The sequence below is a fragment of the Thermogemmatispora argillosa genome, assembly GCF_059696725.1.
On sequence record NZ_AP019377.1, the window covers coordinates 4,310,738 to 4,326,742 of the forward strand.

Genomic DNA, 16,005 nt, shown 5'->3' on the forward strand with positions numbered 1-16,005 from the left:
AGGTCAGGCAGCCGTGGTCATCATAGGTAGCAGCTCGTTCAACTGCTGCAACCAGTTCGGCCCCAGCAGGCGGCGTGGGATGCGGATGACACCCTGTTGTACGCGTGCCTCGTTGCGGAAGCGGTGGTAGAGCGCGACACGATTGGGAATCACCGAGCGTCTGACGGTGATCACCAGTTCATTGTTTTTGAGCGAGATGGCCTCAATGCCCTGATGCGCCGCCTCTATCTTGAGCCGGATGAGGGTGAGCAAGTTCTGGACCGGGGGCGGTGGGGCCCCAAAGCGGTCGGTGAGTTCTGCCGTAATCGCCTCCACCTGTTCATGGGTGGTCAGGTTAGCGAGCCGCTGATAGAAATTGACCTTGAGGGTGCGATCCCCAATATACTCATCCGGTAGATAGGCATCCAGAGGCAGGTCAATGGTGACCCCTGGCGTGCCTGTTTCTTCTTTCTTCCCTTGCAGCTCTTGCACAGCCTCCGCCAGGAGCTTGCAATAGAGATCGAAGCCCACCGAGTTCATGAAGCCTGATTGCTCTGCTCCGAGCAGATTGCCGGCGCCACGTAGCTCCAGATCCTTCATGGCGATCCGAAAGCCTGCTCCCAGCTCGGTAGCTTCGAAGATTGCGCGCAAACGCTTCTCCTGCAGAGGCGTCAGCCGGGCCTCTTTATTGTAGAGGAAGTAGGCATATGCCTGCTGAGCTGAGCGCCCCACGCGGCCACGCAACTGGTAGAGCTGCGCCAGCCCGAAATGGGCCGCATTGTTGACGATGATGGTGTTGGCGTTGGGAATATCCAGGCCGTTTTCGATGATGGTGGTAGAGACCAAGACGTCGTATTCGCCGTTGGCGAAGCCGAGCATGATGCGCTCCAGTTGCTCTTCATTCATTTGCCCGTGGGCCACGGCGATGCGCGCCTCGGGTACAAGCTGTTGGAGCTTCTGGGCCAACTGTTGAATGCCTGCGACGCGGTTGTGGACGAAGAAGACCTGGCCGCCGCGATCAAGCTCGCGCAGGATCACCTCACGAATCAGCCCTTCATCGTACTCGCGGATGGCGGTACGAATCGGCAATCGCTCCTGCGGTGGCGTCTCGATGACGCTCATGTCGCGCAGGTTGACCAGGGCCATGTGGAGGGTGCGCGGAATCGGCGTGGCCGTCATGGTCAGAACATCAACTTCAGTGCGCAATTGCTTGAGCCGTTCTTTGTGCATCACGCCAAAGCGCTGCTCCTCGTCAATGATGAGCAGGCCGAGCTGGAAGAAGACGACATCTTTCTGCAGCAGGCGATGGGTGCCAATGATGATGTCGATCTTCCCCAAGGCGAGGTCTTCCAGGATCTGCTTTTGCTCTTTCTCGGAACGGAAGCGACTGAGCAGCTCGACGCGCACAGGATAGGGCTTGAGGCGCTCCTTGAAGGTGTTGTAGTGCTGGAGTGCCAGGACGGTGGTGGGCACCAGCACGGCTACCTGACGCTGGTCGAGCACGGCCTTGAAAGCGGCGCGCAGGGCAACCTCAGTCTTGCCATAGCCAACGTCACCGCAGACCAGGCGATCCATCGGTCTGGGGCGCTCCATATCGGCCTTGACCTCTTCAATGGCGCGTGCCTGATCAGGGGTCTCCTCGTACGGGAAGGCGTCCTCTAACTCTTTCAGCCACGGCTGCTCGGAATCGGGTGGGAAGGCGTGCCCCTCGGTGGTCTCGCGCAAGCTATAAAGCCGCAGCAGCTCGCGGGCGATGTCCTGGACGCTCTCTTTTACGCGCGCCTTGGCTCGTGTCCATTCGGTAGTGCCGAGCTTGCTGAGCGCCGGTACAGCGTCCCCCATGCCAATATAGCGTGTCACGCGGTCGAGTTGATCCGTCGGGATATAGAGCTTGTCGTTACCGGCGTAGCGGATCAGCAAATACTCGCGCTCGACCCCGGTCAGATTCATTCTGACCAGGCCTTCGAAGCGCCCGATGCCGTGCTCCTGGTGGACAACATAGTCGCCAGGATTCAGCTCGGTCAGGAAGGAGGCTGGAGTAACTGGCCGGCGCCGCTGGGCCGGGCGACGTTTGGACCAACCAAAGACCTCGGTGTCAGAGTAGACGGTCAAGCCCAAAGCTCGCGCTTGCCAACCCTCGGCCAGATGTCCCTGAATGAGGGTGAGACTACCCTCCGGGGGCAGCTCCTTGATGCTGCTGCCGGGGCTGACATGAAGCGGCCCTTCTTCTTCGGTGCTGGCGTCGTCGGCAAAGACTTCGGCCAGGCGACGTGCCTGGGCAGTGACAACCACGACGCGCTCACGGTTAGCCAGGGCCTTGCGGCAATCGTGGACGAAAGCCCGGATGCGTCCACCGTAAGAGTTCGCGCTGCTGCAGGCCGGGAGCAATGGCTCTTGGCCGCTCATGGGAGCGCCGTCAGAAGTGGGCTCTCCCGTGGCGGAGAGAATGCCTGCAAAGTGAAGCTGACGGCGCTGCTGCAGGCGTACATGCAGGTCTTCCCAGCAAAAATGCGCCGGTCGCAGGTGGGCTGGATTCTCTCGCTCCGCTTCCAGACGCGCTTTCATCTCCTGAGCCTGGGCGTCCAGGTCGCGAATGCGGTTTTGGATATGCTCAGGCTCATTGAGAATAATGAGCGCATCCCGAGGCAGGTAATCGAGGAGCGTGACCGGCTCGTGTAAGTATGGTAGGTAGAAGGCGATATCTTCGAAGGAACGGCCCTGGCGCAGCAGCTCTAGATCGCGCCGCCAGCGCTCCTCGGCATCGCGGTGGAGGATACGTAGATCAAGCTTCTCTAGCTCGCGTGCCGCCTGGGCTCCCCGCGTTGGCAACGCTTCGCGCGCCGGGCCAATGAGGCAGCTTGTGAGTGGGTTGAGCGAACGCTGGGTCTCCGGATCGAAGGTTCGCAGCGACTCAACCTGATCGCCAAAGAATTCGACACGCACCGGTCGGGATAGGGTGGGAGGAAAAAAGTCGACAATCCCCCCGCGGTGGCTGAACTGGCCAGGTTCCTCAACCTCCGCTACTGGCTCGTAGCCCAGGTTGTAGAGGTGCTCTAACAGCAGCGAGAGGTCTAGCTCTTCACCCTGTTGCAGCTCGTACAGCGTGCGTTCCAGTTCATGGGGCGGCATGAGTGGCTGCGTCAGCGCTCGCGCTCCGCAAATGAGCAACAGGCGTGGTTCGCGCCGCGCTAAACGGATGAGCACCTGCATGCGCTTTTGTATTGTCTCGGCGTCGCTGAGCAGGCGCTCATAAGGCAGGGCGGTGCGGCCAGGGAAGTAGAGAACCTGGCTGCCCTCGGGGGCGAAAGCGCTCAGGCCCTCAGCCATCTGGCGCGCCCCTTCTTCATCTTCTGTTATGATTAGCAGTGGCTGCTCATATGCTGCCGCCAGCGCGGCGATGACGAACGGGCGAGCCGGTTCGGTAATTGCGTCAAGAACCGGCAGCCCTTCAGCAGCACGCAGCCGCCTGAGTAGTCGTTTGAAATCTGTTCGCTGGGTGAGTAATGGTAGTAAGCCTTGGAGTGTCAATCTTGCCTCACAACACCGAGTAAGTTTTCTTGGTGACTGGTCTGCTGTGCGTATTGCTGAGAGCTTAACTGAGCGGGTGCGGTATAAGAATGATCACCCGCTCCTCTGGCGCTGGCTGGTGAGACGAAGAGGAGATGGCCCGCGTAGGCCATCCCTAGTGTAGCACAGCGAACCATCTCTGTCGAGAGAACAGGCTTTTCTAACAGAATCAATCAACTAGCCAGGCCAGCGCGATGCTATCGCCAGTGAACTGGCCTAAGCGCGAGTCAGATCCGCTCGGGGCTGCATTCCTCCCGGGCCTGCTTTTCTTATAGTTCATCTTATCACAACCAGGACTGAGTCGGCCAGGGGGAACCGCAGGGCGAGTGTCTCGGAGGAGGCAACGAACGGCCCCTACCTGGACGTTAAAGACGCCTGGCCTGTGGTATCTCCGGCTGACCGGCTGCGTACACGGGCATAAGCCCGTCCGAGGGCAGCACGCAGGCGCTGAGCCGAGGCTTGTAGTGCCTCATCGCTATCGCGGCCAAAGCCGCCAGAGCGGGGAGTCCCTCCGATTTCCAGGATAGCAGGACCAGCAAAGCCGCGCGCAAGCAGCTCCTCACAGTAGCCCTCAATGTCCAGGGTTCCCAACCCTAAAGGCAGGTGATAATTTAACTGTGGTAGCGGCGTATCTGAGACATGGACCAGGATCATGCGCGGAGCCAGCCTCAGATAGTCCTCCACGCTCTCAGGTGCGGTATGATTGACATCCCAGACCAGGCCCAAACCGGGCACCTGCTCCAGCAGCCAGGCACAGCGAGCAGGTTGGGCAAAAAGGCCAGCGGCAGGCTCGTTCTGCTCAATGCCCAACAAGAAAGGGGGAGTCTGGGCGGCAGCAAGTGCCTGCGCTTCCTGCAGAGCTGGTACCAGGCGCTCTTCCAGGCCCGACAGGGCTTCGGGACTGCTGAGAGAGGCCAACAGATGAAAATGCACGCGGCTGCATGGTAAGCAGCGAATCGCAGTGAGATTGGCGCGCAGCACCGTGACCAGCGTCGCCCCACTTGCCGTTGTCCCTGTCTCGCCCAGCGAGAGCGCAATCTCTAAAGCACAGGTCAGGCCAGCTTCGCGTAGAGCCACAGCGAGCGACTCAAACGAATCGCCTAGCTCCTGCTCGGAGAGTCCAGCCTCTGAACCGCGGAGCTGTAGCCATTGGAAGCCACATGAGCGAGCAAAGGTGATCTCCTCACGTAGGGGCCGCCAATGGGTAGGGAAGAGGCGGGCAACCATACCCAGTTGGATCGGGGGCCGGCGGGCGTGTTGGCGCTGACGCTGCTCCTCTAAGCGACGGCGGGACTCTGGATCGCTGTTGACCACACTCATCGCTGCCTCCAGGCCGCGCGCGAGCACCAGCTCAATAGCTGCTACAGCCTCATCCTCGGCCTGGTCAAGCTGAGTGCGCTCGGTCGGTGGCGGCACCCCCAATACATAATCGACCACGCTCACGCGTCGGTCAGTCGGACGTCCGATGCCTATGCGCAAGCGCGGAAACTGATCGCTATGCAAATGCTGGACGATGCTTTCCAGACCGTTATGACCGCCCGTGCTGCCGCGAGCACGCAGGCGTAGGCGTCCGACAGGCAGGTCCAGGTCATCGCAGACGACCAGGATATCTTGAGGAGAAAGCCGATACCAGCGGGCAAGGGCTCCCACGGCCTCGCCGCTAAGATTCATATAAGTCAGGGGCTTCACTAGGATGACCTTCTCGGCCCCAAGTAAACCACTGGCCAACAAGGCCCGGCTACGCTCCTCGCTCCAGCGCCAACCCAGCTTCTGAGCCAGCTTTTCAACTACACGGAAGCCGACGTTGTGACGCGTCGGCGCATACTGCGGGCCAGGATTGCCCAATCCAACAATCAGCTTCATCTATTGTCAGCTTTAGCGCTTCCCATCTATGATGTATGTTCGATGCGAGAAAGGTTCGGCGCAGAGAGTCATTAGAAATGCGGCAGATAGCTACGAGCCGCTAGCGACCGTAGGCCAGACGCACGGCCAGATATTGGGGCAGCCCGGCCTTAATAATTTTCTCTTGCGTCTTCTTAATATCGTATGGTACTCGGTAGAACTCGAATCCAGATTCCGTATCGTAAATCATAAAAGCGGCACGTGGGTCGCCATCGCGCGGCTGGCCGACACCGCCGGGATTAATAATCGCGCGGTAACCGGCGGGGGGGTCCCAATGGCCTTCTGGGGGTGTCAGCATCTCATTTGTGACCTTGATCATGCTCTGACTGAGGCCGAGCAAAGCGAGCAACTCCTCGATCTCGCTATTCAGGCGATCCTCGGCACTCAGAATCTCCTCCTCAGAAGTCCGTGATTCGATCGCCTCTAGGGCCGCCACAATATCGGCATATTCCTCCTGCTGTCCATCGGGCTCAAGCTCGGAGGAATGAGCGGCACTAAGCGTTTCTTCTGCCGTGGAGCTGGATTCAGCAGTAGCGGCTTCGCGAGCCGTAGCCGCGGCCGGCGTCTTCGCGGCGCCCTGAAGCCCCTGATCGCAAGAGCCTTCCTCTGATGGCCTCCCTTTCTCGCCTTCGCTCTGGTTGGCGGAGACAGGCTGTTCTGAACCACCGGCGCCGGTCTCCTCAGCATTGCCTGCATCGGCGACGGTGGTCGCAGCAGATGCCGTTTTCTGCGTATGCTCCCTGGAAGCGCCGGCGCTACTGGTCTTATGAAGGCTCATTGGCTGCTGGAAGATCACTGGAATATGAGTATGGCCCACGAAACAAAAGCGGCTGGTGAAATGCTGGAAACTGCGCTCAGCCAGCACCTCAGAGGTCAGATACTCCCAGAGAGGCCCATAAGGGCTGCCGTGCACGAGGGTGACATCGCCGATATCGAGGCGCTCAGGGAGATTAGCCAAAAACTCGCGGTGCTCCTCTGTCAATTGCTGGGCTGTCCACTCGGCGGAGATGCGGGCCGCAGCGCTAAAGTCGTCAAGATCGATTTTATTCACCGCCGCCCAGTCATGGTTCCCAGCGATGATCACATCAGTGCGCTCGCGCAGCAAAGAAATGCAGGCATTGGGATCTGGGCCATAGCCAACCAGATCCCCCAGAAACCAGATTTGATCGATGGGTTTCTCTTTAGAGAGTTCATCGATCTTAGCCAGCACTGCTTCCAGTGCTTCCAGGTTCGCGTGTATATCGCTGAAAACGGCGTAACGCATTGCTGTCCTTTGTGCCAAAGGTTAGTGCGAGCATGGTCAGGTCGTAAAGCTTATTCTATCATGTTTGTGCCCACCTGACCAGTCTGTCCTGCTGGCAAGATAGACCAGAATCGCGCCCCGCGCGACACGCCCGGCAGAGTGGACGATGCCGGGAGGGAGAGCTACCAGGCTGCCCTGGGAACTGCCGGCAGCCTCGCGGCTTTCTTAGAGTGGGGGAGGCACAGAAGAGCCAACAGGTAAAGTCGGCAGCGAGAAGCCCCAATCCAGGAGACGACGGGCGTCCTGAAAGCGAGCTTCGGCGCTGCTGGCGTGCAGAACGACGCCGATCAAGTGATGACCGTTGCGCGTTGCTGAAAAGACCAGGCAATAGCCGGCCTCGCCAGTAAAACCCGTCTTAATGCCTGTGGCCCCGGGGTACGTGCTCAACAGCTCATTCGTCGAAGTCCAGACGTGGGCCGGGTGAGTAGCGGTCGCAGGCAAAGAGTAGACGCGCGTATGCACGATCTCGGCGAATAGCGGAATATTCATGGCGTAGCGAGCCAGCCGCACCAGATCGAAAGCGGTGGTATAGTGATCAGGCGCCGGCAAACCATCGGGATTGGCGTAGTGTGTCTGGAACAGATGCAACCGCAGAGCAAAAAGGTTCATGAGGGCCACAAACTTTGCTGACGAGCCGGCCAGGCCATCGGCGATAGCGATAGCGGCGTCATCGCCCGAGGGCAGAAGCAAGGCATAGAGCAAATCGCGCAGCGTCAGCTGTTCCCCCACTTGCAGACCTGCGTTGCTCCCGTCGTTATCGCGTGCCTCAGCCACCGCATCTGCGCCGACAGTGATTTCCTGGTCGAGATTGCCAATTTGCAGAGCGATGACAGCTGTCATAATCTTCGTAGTACTGGCCATTGGGCGTGGCACCTCACCATTAATATCGGCCAGAATACGGTTATTATCGGCGTCGATCAGCATCGCCTCAGCGGCGGTCAGCGCTGGTGGCGTGCCGCGAGGAGTCAGCACAGGGGACAAGGTCGGCCTGGGGGTTGGCGAAAGCGACCTGACGCTTGCGGTCGCGGTCGCTAGCCCAAAGGGACCGCTTGCTGGCTTGGCTCCGAGCGGAGTGAAAACCAGCAAAGAGGCCCCGATAGCGATGCAGGCGGCCAGAACCAACAGTAGCACCGCCAAAATGCGACTTACCAGGGGTGACAGAGTTGGAAAAGCAGAACGGGAACGCTGCTGCTGTGGCAAAGCAAAGTTCTCCTTCTTCCGCTTGGTCCCCAAACAGAGGGCAGCCCCGCGCCACACAGGGCGAGGCAGGCTCTCCTGTCAGGCGGCCCTCATCCTCTACCTACTGCAGAGAAGGGTAGCGGGTATGATAGTCCGTCACGCGCTGGAAGGCATCGGCCACCCGCAGAATCGTGGCCTCGGCGAAGGCATTGCCAAGAATCTGCAGACCTACGGGCAGGCCCTCGCTGAAGCCGCTAGGGATCGAGATGCCGCAGATCCCGGCCAGATTGGCCGGAATAGTAAAGACATCGTTCAGATACATCTGATAAGGATCTGACAGCTTCTCTCCTAGCTTGAAAGCTACCGTTGGCGAAGCGGGGCTGACCAACACATCGCACTGCTCAAAGGCGCGCTCGAAGTCCTGAGCGATCAAGGCCCGCACCTTCTGGGCCTGCTTATAGTAGGCGTCGTAGTAGCCGGCAGAGAGCACATACGTTCCCAGCATGATGCGCCGCTTGACCTCTGGCCCAAAGCCATACTGACGCGTCTTATCCAGGGCTTCCCACATATCACTGGTATCGCGGTAGGAATAGCCGTACTTGACGCCATCATAGCGGGCCAGATTGGCGCTGGCCTCGGCAGGGGCAATAATGTAGTAAGCGGCGACTCCATAGCGGGTATGGGGGAGAGAGACCTCGCGAATCTCAGCCCCTAGCTCACGCAGACGCTGGATAGCCTCCTGGCCGACACGCGCTACGCCAGGCTCCATACCGGGAGCCTCCCAGTACTCCACGGGCACCCCGATGCGCAGACCACGGATGTCACCCGTCAACTCAGCCGTGTAGTCCGGCACAGGAGTGGGAGAGCAGGTCGAATCGCGCGGGTCAGGGCCAGCGATCGCCTGCAAGAGCAAAGCTGCGTCGCGGGCCGTCCGTGCAAAGGGGCCGATCTGATCCAGAGAAGAAGCAAAAGCGACCAGGCCGAAGCGCGACACGCGGCCATAGGTTGGCTTTAGTCCCACCACGTTGCAGAGTGCCGCGGGCTGACGAATCGAGCCGCCGGTATCGCTTCCCAGCGCTCCCGGGGCCATGCCTGCAGCTACCGCTGCCGCTGAGCCGCCACTGCTACCGCCAGGAGTGCGCTCCAGGTCCCAGGGGTTATGCGTTGGGAAAAACGCCGAGTGCTCGGTTGAGGACCCCATAGCGAACTCATCCATATTGGTTTTCCCCAACATTATGGCGCCGGCGGCGGCAAGACGGTCCATCACCGTGGCATTGAACGGGGGGCGGAAATGCTCCAGCATGCGCGAGCTGCAGGTTGTGGGAATATCCTTGGTACAGATCACATCTTTAATGGCCAGAGGGATACCTGTCAGAGGGGTTACCTGCTCGCCGCGCTGCAGGCGCTGGTCTGCCTCCTGAGCCTGCTGCAGAGCCAGATCCGCCGTCACCAGGGTAAAGGCGCGGATGCGCCCATCGAGCGCCTCGATTCGTTCCAGGAAAGCACGCGTCAGCTCAACAGCCGAGATTTGACGCTGGCGCAGTAGCGTTGCCGCCTCACTGATCGTTAGCTCATGCAAAGCGCTCATCGATTAGGACTCCTCCAACACAGCATTCACCTTCAGACACTGCTCCTCCTGGTCGGGGGCGTTGGCCAGCAGCACCTCTGGGGGATAAGAGGGGCCAGGCTCATCCTCGCGCATCACGTTCGTAAGGCGTGAGGCGTGCGCCAGGGGAGAGACCCCGCTCACATCGGCCTCGCGCAAAATGGCCATGTGCTCTAAGATACTCGACAATTGCTGGCGGAACAGCTCGACCTCCTCTTCGCTGAGGCCGAGCCGGGCCAGTTGAGCAATGTGAAGTACCGTTTCTCGATCGATCAAACCCCGAGCCTCCTTCACTCTGACTCACCTGATCATCGGTTCTGCGTAATATAAGGTGGAAGCTCCAACGAGCCAGGATAGAGACGCTTGACGAGTGTAGAATCTGCAACAAGTGCCACAAGGAAGCGATGCAGATGGTACCGCGCTGCCCGCTGCAAGCGCGGAGTAGCAGGCAGCCTACCAGCGGATATGAAAGCCGCTCAGTAGCTCACTGGGCTGGCGCCACTCAACGCGAACCTCATGGACCTCGGCGGCGGACGGGCCACGATGGAGCAAAGCCAGCAGCCGTTCGAGAGCGGGGCGTGGCCCTTGCGCCAGTACCTCTACGCTGCCATCGGCCAGATTACGCACGTAGCCGCGCAGGCCCAGGGCTGTGGCGTGATGCATGACAAACTGGCGGAAACCAACCCCCTGGACATATCCCAAGACGCGGGCGTAGAGTTCTTGCCTCTCGTTGTCCTGTTGCATGGCTTTCATGATACCATACTCACCTCTTGGAGGATAGTCCCTTTCTCGGGAACAGGACGGATGGTTTACTTAGCCCGGGACCCCGGCGGGGGTCATCCGTCCTCGTCGGCAGAACTGCCGGCGCAGGAAAGCGAGCCTTCAGCCAAAATTCAGCAATCTTTGCTAGACTGACAGCAGATTGCAATCGTAGCGCCACTATCAACGTTATTATAGAAAAATAACGGAGGCAGATGCTGCAGTGGTCAGCAGTGCTCAGCCCGAGGGAGAAGGGCGGGCGAGGCTGGCACCCCGGGCAAACCGGTATCATCCAGAGCGGGCAGTGTGGTACACTAAAGCAGGTTGACCTGTTCCTGGATGCGGGCCTCCGCGACGCGACCTGATCGGAGAGTAAAGCATGCAGTCTGTACAGGATCTCGCCGCTGCTGTTCAGCGAGTGATTCGCAACGTTGAGAGTGTAATCGTTGGCAAAGCCGAGGCGGTGACCTTCACCCTGATCGCTGTGATTTGTCGGGGGCATGTCCTCATCGAGGATGTGCCTGGCGTGGGTAAAACCGTTCTTACCAAGTCCATCGCTCGCTCAATCGGCTGTAGCTTCAAGCGCATTCAGTTCACTCCTGATCTTCTGCCCAGCGACATCACTGGGGTCTCAATCTATAACCAGAAGACGGGCAATTTCGAGTTTCGCCCCGGGCCAATCATGGCGCAGATCGTGCTGGCCGACGAAGTGAACCGGGCAACGCCCAAAACGCAATCGGCCTTGCTAGAAGCGATGGAGGAGTCGCAAGTTACCGTCGATGGCCGCACCTATCCTCTACCTGAGCCGTTTATGGTGATGGCCACTCAGAATCCCATTGAATATGAAGGAACCTTCCCCTTGCCCGAGGCCCAGCTTGACCGTTTCATGATGAATATCAGCCTGGGCTATCCCTCTCCTGCCGACGAGATCAACATTCTGAACAGCCAGCAACACCATCACCCGCTTGATGATCTGCAGCAGATCATGACGGCGGAGGAGCTACTAGAGATACAGAAGCAGATTCGTAGCATCCACGTCGACCAGTCTATTCGTGAGTACATTGTGGCGATCACCAACGCCACACGCAATCACGGGAGCATCTATCTGGGAGCCAGTCCCCGCGGCTCCCTGGCGCTCTTCCGCGCCGCTCAAGCGCTGGCGGCCATTCGCGGGCGCAGCTATGTGATTCCCGACGATGTCAAGCTAATGGTCAAGCCAACACTGGCTCATCGCATCATTGTCACCCCAGCGGCCCGTGTGCGCTCGGTCACCTCTTCATCCATTCTGGACGAGATCCTGCAGACCGTGCCGGTTCCGGGCGCCTGGGTCGGAGGAGGAAAGGCGCGCTGAGCTATGCGAAGCTGGCAGACCGTCTTTCTCGCGCTCCTGATTGTGGTGACTGGCTTTCTGGCCATCAGTAGCGGCTGGAAGGCGCTCTATGTGGTCACTTACGTGCTGCTGGCCGTCTTTCTGCTCTCGCTCCTCTGGGCCTACTACAGCCTGCGCGGTTTGGTCTTCCATCGAGCGGCTCCCTTTGGACGGGTGCAGGTGGGCGATACTTTCGATGAGCGCCTGATGTTAGACAATCTGAGCATCTTCCCCAAACTCTGGGTGCAGATTGTTGACGGCTCGACGCTGCCTGGCCATCGCGCCGGCTACGTCGCTAGCATGGGCGGGCGTAAGCGGGCGCTCTGGCGGGCTCGTACCGTCTGTCGGCGCCGGGGCCGCTACCAGCTTGGCCCGGTCATCGCTAGCAGTGGCGACCCTTTCGGCCTCTTCCGTCGCCATCGCCTGCTCTCACCAGCCTATGAGATTCTTGTCCTGCCGCGTGTGATTCCTTTAACGACCTTTGCCTTTTTTACCGGTGGTCTGCCTGGTAAAGGGCGCAGCACCCGGCGGGCCCTCCATACAACGACAAACGCCACGACTATTCGAGAATACGTGAGCGGTGATTCGCTTAGCCGCATCCACTGGCCCTCAACGGCGCATTATAATAAACTGATGGTGAAAGAGTTCGATCTTGATCCAGCAATGGATGCCTGGATCTTTCTCGATCTCCATCAAGCGGTACAGGCAGGCGAGGGGGAAGAATCGACAGAAGAATACGGCATCACGATCGCGGCCTCGCTTGCTGTCTACCTGCTGCGTCAGGATCTATCTCTTGGCTTGATTGTCAATGGTGAGCGCCGCGAGTTCCTGGCACTGGATCGTGGTGAGCGCCAGATCGAACGCGTCCTGGAGTTGCTAGCAGTAGTGAGGGCTGGACCTGGGCCGGACCTGAAAGAGGCCTTGGCGCTGGATGCCTTGCATTTTGGCCGCAATACAGCAGCCATTGTGATTACTCCCTCCACCTCGCGCGACTGGCACGAGGGGCTGAGGCACTTGCGCCGCCGTGGGGTCCAGGTGGCCGTGATTGGACTGGAAGCTGCGTCTTTTGATGGACGACCCGCTGATGAAGATACGTGGGCCTTGCTGGAAGGGGAAGGTGTTCCCGTGCTGCGTATCAAGCGGGGTGACTCGCTGGCGGAAGCTCTTGAACGCGGCCCAAGCGTGCGCTCTCTCCAATGGAGGTCTTGATATGGGCCAGGCCACTGCTGATCGTTTCTCGCGCCTGTTCTCGCCGTCTGAACCCAGTCCGAAGCGGGCAAATTCGCCCGCTCCAAATAAGCCAGGGCTGAGCTGGTCCTCTCTGAGGGAGCTATTCCGTCTCGAAGAAGGCTACTTCTCGCTGGTGCTGGTGACCGTTGTGGTCTATAGCACCATCTGGTCGGTGCAGGTCGCCGGCTGGGTTGCCCATCTGGAGGTGCTGACCCTGACGACCGCGCTTGGCCTGCTGCTCGGTCTGCTGGCCGTGCGTCAGCGCTGGCTCTCTCCCTGGCTCGTTCAGCCCCTGGCCCTGGTGTTCGGCTTGTTCATCGCTTACTGGCAGACCGCTACCGCCGATTTCAACGGCAGTTTCCCGCTGCTCTTCGCCGCCCTGCGGGCCTGGCTGGTGATCGCTCTGGCCGGCGGTACCAGTAGCGACGATTCGATCTTTCTCTTCTTGATCACGGCCCTCAGCTTCTGGTTGGCCTACGCCAGCGTCTGGCTGGTCTATCGTACCCGCCTGCCGCTGCTCATGATCCTGCTCAACGGCGCTGTCCTGCTCATTAATCTTAGCAATGTGCCGATCGGCTACCTCATTTTTCTCTTTGTCTTTCTGTGCGCTTCTCTGCTGCTTTTACTGCGCTTTTCCCTCTTCGAGTCAATGCGTCGTTGGAAGCGGCTGGGCCTGCGCTGTGCTGATGACCTGGGCTGGGATTTCATGCAGGCCGGACTGCTGGTTTCGCTGGCGGTGGTCATTCTCTCCTGGATTCTGCCAGGCAGCTATGTTAACGCCGAGGCCGCTCAGATCTGGGATCTGGACAGCAATCCCTGGGTCCAGGTGGAGAATGCCTGGAACCGCCTGATTGCTGTCAATGGTGGGGTGATCCCTTCCAATCGCGGCAACTTCACCAATTCGCTAGTCCTCGGCGGCAACCCCCATTTGAATAACGATGTTGTCTTTCGCGTCACGAGCAGCGAGGGAGGCCAATACATTGCCTCGCTGGCCTACGACACCTACGATGGACGTGGCTGGTCGACGAGTCCCACCTACGGCATTTCCCTGCCAAAGGGCCAGCAGATTCCGCCCGAGGGCACGCCTGTGCATGTCGTAACCTTGCATATCACGGTCGTCAATCCCCCGGGCGAGCAGCAGCCCTATCTGTTCACGCCCTGGCAGGCGGGCCAGCTTGATCAGCCAGCCGTGGTACTGGTGAGCAAGAACACCACCAGTATTGTGGCGGTGCTGCGCAAAGGGTCCAAGCTAGCGGCAGGCGATCGCTATACCGTCCAAGCGTACGTCTCCTCGGCAGATGTCAAGACCCTGGAGTCGGTGCCGTTCCCTTCCGAAGCGCCCAAGCTGCCTTCTAACTACGAAGGGCCTCTCCCGACCAATTATTACGATCCTGCTATTCTGCAGACCTATCTGCAGTTACCCCCTCATCTCGATCCAAATATTCGCATCTTAGCAGAGCAGATCACCGCCAATGCTCACACAATGTACGATAAGGCCGTCGCCCTGGAAAACTACTTCCGCAGCTATACCTACTCGGTCGATGTCCAGCTTCCGCCGGGGGATGAGCCGGTTTCCTGGCTACTCTTCCGCAGTGGCCATCGGGCTTTCTGTAACTACTTTGCCACCGCGATGGCGGTCATGGCGCGTGAGCTGGGTATGCCGGCCCGTGTAGTAACAGGCTATGCGCCGGGCGATTACGATGCTGCTACCCATCAGTGGATTGTGCGTGGCACTCAGGCCCATGCCTGGACGCAGATCTACTTTGCCGGCTACGGCTGGATCAATTTTGAGCCTTCGCCTGGCTTCCCTGCCTTTACGCGACCACAACCCAATCAGTACAGCTCCTCAACTAATAACTCGATCACTGCACCGGGCCAGGGAGGCTCAGCGGGCGCTCAGACGCCGCCGCGGCTGCCGCTGCCCAATGATGAGTCCCAGGCGACGGGTGGCGGCACCCAGGAAGGGGGCCTGAGCTGGCAGCAATCGTTGAGCTACTTCGCCCTGAGCGTGGTCTTTGTGCTGGCCTGCCTGCTCATGCTCTTCACCATTTGGTGGCGGCGGCTCTTCCGTCACCTGCGTCTCACGGCCCAGATCTATGGGCGTATCTGCCTGCTGGCAAGCTGGGCCGGCCTCAGTTTGCGCCGCGCCGAGACGCCAAACGAGTACATCCAGCGTCTCACTCACGTGGCTCCCGAGCAGGCACCGCTCCTGCAGCGCCTGGGGGACCTCTACGTGCGTGACCTGTGGGCACCGCCTGGTAGCCCAGAGCACCCCGCTTCCTCGGGCGAGATGCGCGAAGCTCCGGCCCTCTGGCGTCAGGTTGAGCCTCGTCTCTTTCTCTACCTCCTGCGCCATCCTCATATCCTGGGCCGCATACCGGTCCGTCTTGGGCGCTGGCTCTGGGAGCGATTGCGCCGCCTGTGGCGCGGAGGTGGCTCCCTTGAGCTGCCTCTGCCCACCCCTGTGGAGGATCTCTGACCTTTGCAGGGGCGGGCAGGGACCAGGCCAGGGGCACTTGACCTGCTCTTTCTCTTCCGTTAAACTGTACTATGCCACCTTGGGGCTTTGTGAGCCAGGGTGGCATGTGCCCTTTTTAAGCTGATCCTTATGGAGTGTTGCGATGATTGATCGTGTTGTGCAGGAACAGGATCGGGAGATGCTGGCCACCATCCGGGAGCAGGCTCTGGAGATCCCCGATGCCTACCCGGTGAAGCTGCAGGTACTCGACCTGGCTCGCCATGTGGTGATTGCCCCGGATGGAAAGCGCTACGTGCTGGCGACCTTCGATGATCGCCGCCTGGGCCGCGGTTTCGTTACCGCTGTCTACCCTCAGCAGAATGGTTATCTCACCCTCTATCGGTTGGTAGTCTACGAGCATAGTAGCAATACCCCGCAAGAGGCTATTGAGTGCCATAAAGAGCTTGCAAAAATTATCCAGCAGGGCAAGCTGACGCAGTTCGTGAAGCAGGCGAAGGCCGGGCAGAATGGCCGTTAAGCCCAGTAGCCTGGCTGGGCTGGCCCGGCCTTCGCTCCTCCCGTTATGGCTTGGGATCTCCTCCTCTGGCCCCCTTTCTCACGAAGTGACTGATCTGGATCATCCCTTGACAAAG

11 protein-coding genes are annotated in these 16,005 nt (G+C 59.7%); 4 read left to right on the plus strand and 7 right to left on the minus strand.

Annotation, left to right across the window (positions count from 1 at the left end; genetic code table 11):
- Window positions 1–3: 3 nt before the first annotated feature.
- The 7 genes from mfd to AC6H1L_RS16975 all read right to left on the minus strand — a co-directional run bounded on the left by mfd (window position 4) and on the right by AC6H1L_RS16975 (window position 10,289).
- A complete protein-coding gene (gene mfd, locus AC6H1L_RS16945) occupies window positions 4–3,306 on the minus strand; it encodes a transcription-repair coupling factor (RefSeq protein WP_497598653.1) in 3,303 nt (1,100 codons plus the stop codon).
- 594 nt (window positions 3,307–3,900) lie between these two features.
- Complete coding sequence (gene pth / locus AC6H1L_RS16950) at window positions 3,901–5,409, minus strand: aminoacyl-tRNA hydrolase (RefSeq protein ID WP_497598654.1); 1,509 nt, start codon at window positions 5,407–5,409, stop codon at window positions 3,901–3,903.
- 100 nt (window positions 5,410–5,509) lie between these two features.
- Window positions 5,510–6,712 (minus strand): metallophosphoesterase family protein, encoded by a 1,203-nt coding sequence (locus AC6H1L_RS16955; RefSeq protein WP_497598655.1) that lies wholly within the window; start codon window positions 6,710–6,712, stop codon window positions 5,510–5,512.
- A 204-nt stretch (window positions 6,713–6,916) separates the two neighbouring features.
- Window positions 6,917–7,951, minus strand: a complete 1,035-nt coding sequence (locus AC6H1L_RS16960; RefSeq protein WP_497598656.1) for a D-alanyl-D-alanine carboxypeptidase family protein — start codon at window positions 7,949–7,951, stop codon at window positions 6,917–6,919.
- A 100-nt stretch (window positions 7,952–8,051) separates the two neighbouring features.
- Window positions 8,052–9,518: an Asp-tRNA(Asn)/Glu-tRNA(Gln) amidotransferase subunit GatA gene (gatA, locus tag AC6H1L_RS16965; RefSeq protein ID WP_497598657.1), complete on the minus strand. Its 1,467-nt coding sequence runs from the start codon at window positions 9,516–9,518 to the stop codon at window positions 8,052–8,054.
- Between the two features lie 3 nt (window positions 9,519–9,521).
- Window positions 9,522–9,812, minus strand: coding sequence for an Asp-tRNA(Asn)/Glu-tRNA(Gln) amidotransferase subunit GatC (gene gatC / locus AC6H1L_RS16970; RefSeq protein WP_297164408.1), 291 nt, complete (start codon window positions 9,810–9,812; stop codon window positions 9,522–9,524).
- Window positions 9,813–9,989: 177 nt separating this feature from the next.
- Window positions 9,990–10,289, minus strand: a complete 300-nt coding sequence (locus AC6H1L_RS16975) for an acylphosphatase (protein ID WP_497598658.1) — start codon at window positions 10,287–10,289, stop codon at window positions 9,990–9,992.
- Window positions 10,290–10,674: 385 nt separating this feature from the next.
- Between AC6H1L_RS16975 and AC6H1L_RS16980 the strand changes: the two genes are divergently transcribed.
- The 4 genes from AC6H1L_RS16980 to AC6H1L_RS16995 all read left to right on the plus strand — a co-directional run bounded on the left by AC6H1L_RS16980 (window position 10,675) and on the right by AC6H1L_RS16995 (window position 15,890).
- Window positions 10,675–11,646, plus strand: coding sequence for an AAA family ATPase (locus tag AC6H1L_RS16980; RefSeq protein WP_497598659.1), 972 nt, complete (start codon window positions 10,675–10,677; stop codon window positions 11,644–11,646).
- 3 nt (window positions 11,647–11,649) lie between these two features.
- Entirely contained in the window at window positions 11,650–12,873 is a 1,224-nt protein-coding gene (locus AC6H1L_RS16985; protein WP_497598660.1) for a DUF58 domain-containing protein, read from the plus strand.
- Between the two features lies 1 nt (window position 12,874).
- A complete protein-coding gene (locus AC6H1L_RS16990; RefSeq protein WP_497598661.1) occupies window positions 12,875–15,373 on the plus strand; it encodes a transglutaminase TgpA family protein in 2,499 nt (832 codons plus the stop codon).
- Between the two features lie 142 nt (window positions 15,374–15,515).
- Window positions 15,516–15,890 carry a hypothetical protein gene (locus tag AC6H1L_RS16995; RefSeq protein ID WP_497598662.1) on the plus strand — a complete coding sequence of 125 codons (375 nt, stop codon included), beginning with the start codon at window positions 15,516–15,518 and terminating at the stop codon, window positions 15,888–15,890.
- Window positions 15,891–16,005 lie beyond the last annotated feature (115 nt).

Excerpts from the sequence above, each read along its gene's own strand:
- AC6H1L_RS16995 (WP_497598662.1), top strand. The coding sequence starts at position 15,516 with ATGATTGATCGTGTTGTGCAGGAACAGGATCGGGAGATGCTGGCCACC.
- AC6H1L_RS16980 (WP_497598659.1), top strand. The coding sequence starts at position 10,675 with ATGCAGTCTGTACAGGATCTCGCCGCTGCTGTTCAGCGAGTGATTCGC.
- mfd (WP_497598653.1), bottom strand. The coding sequence starts at position 3,306 with ATGGCTGAGGGCCTGAGCGCTTTCGCCCCCGAGGGCAGCCAGGTTCTC.
- AC6H1L_RS16985 (WP_497598660.1), top strand. The coding sequence starts at position 11,650 with ATGCGAAGCTGGCAGACCGTCTTTCTCGCGCTCCTGATTGTGGTGACT.
- gatA (WP_497598657.1), bottom strand. The coding sequence starts at position 9,518 with ATGAGCGCTTTGCATGAGCTAACGATCAGTGAGGCGGCAACGCTACTG.
- pth (WP_497598654.1), bottom strand. The coding sequence starts at position 5,409 with ATGAAGCTGATTGTTGGATTGGGCAATCCTGGCCCGCAGTATGCGCCG.
- AC6H1L_RS16955 (WP_497598655.1), bottom strand. The coding sequence starts at position 6,712 with ATGCGTTACGCCGTTTTCAGCGATATACACGCGAACCTGGAAGCACTG.
- AC6H1L_RS16990 (WP_497598661.1), top strand. The coding sequence starts at position 12,875 with ATGGGCCAGGCCACTGCTGATCGTTTCTCGCGCCTGTTCTCGCCGTCT.
- AC6H1L_RS16975 (WP_497598658.1), bottom strand. The coding sequence starts at position 10,289 with ATGAAAGCCATGCAACAGGACAACGAGAGGCAAGAACTCTACGCCCGC.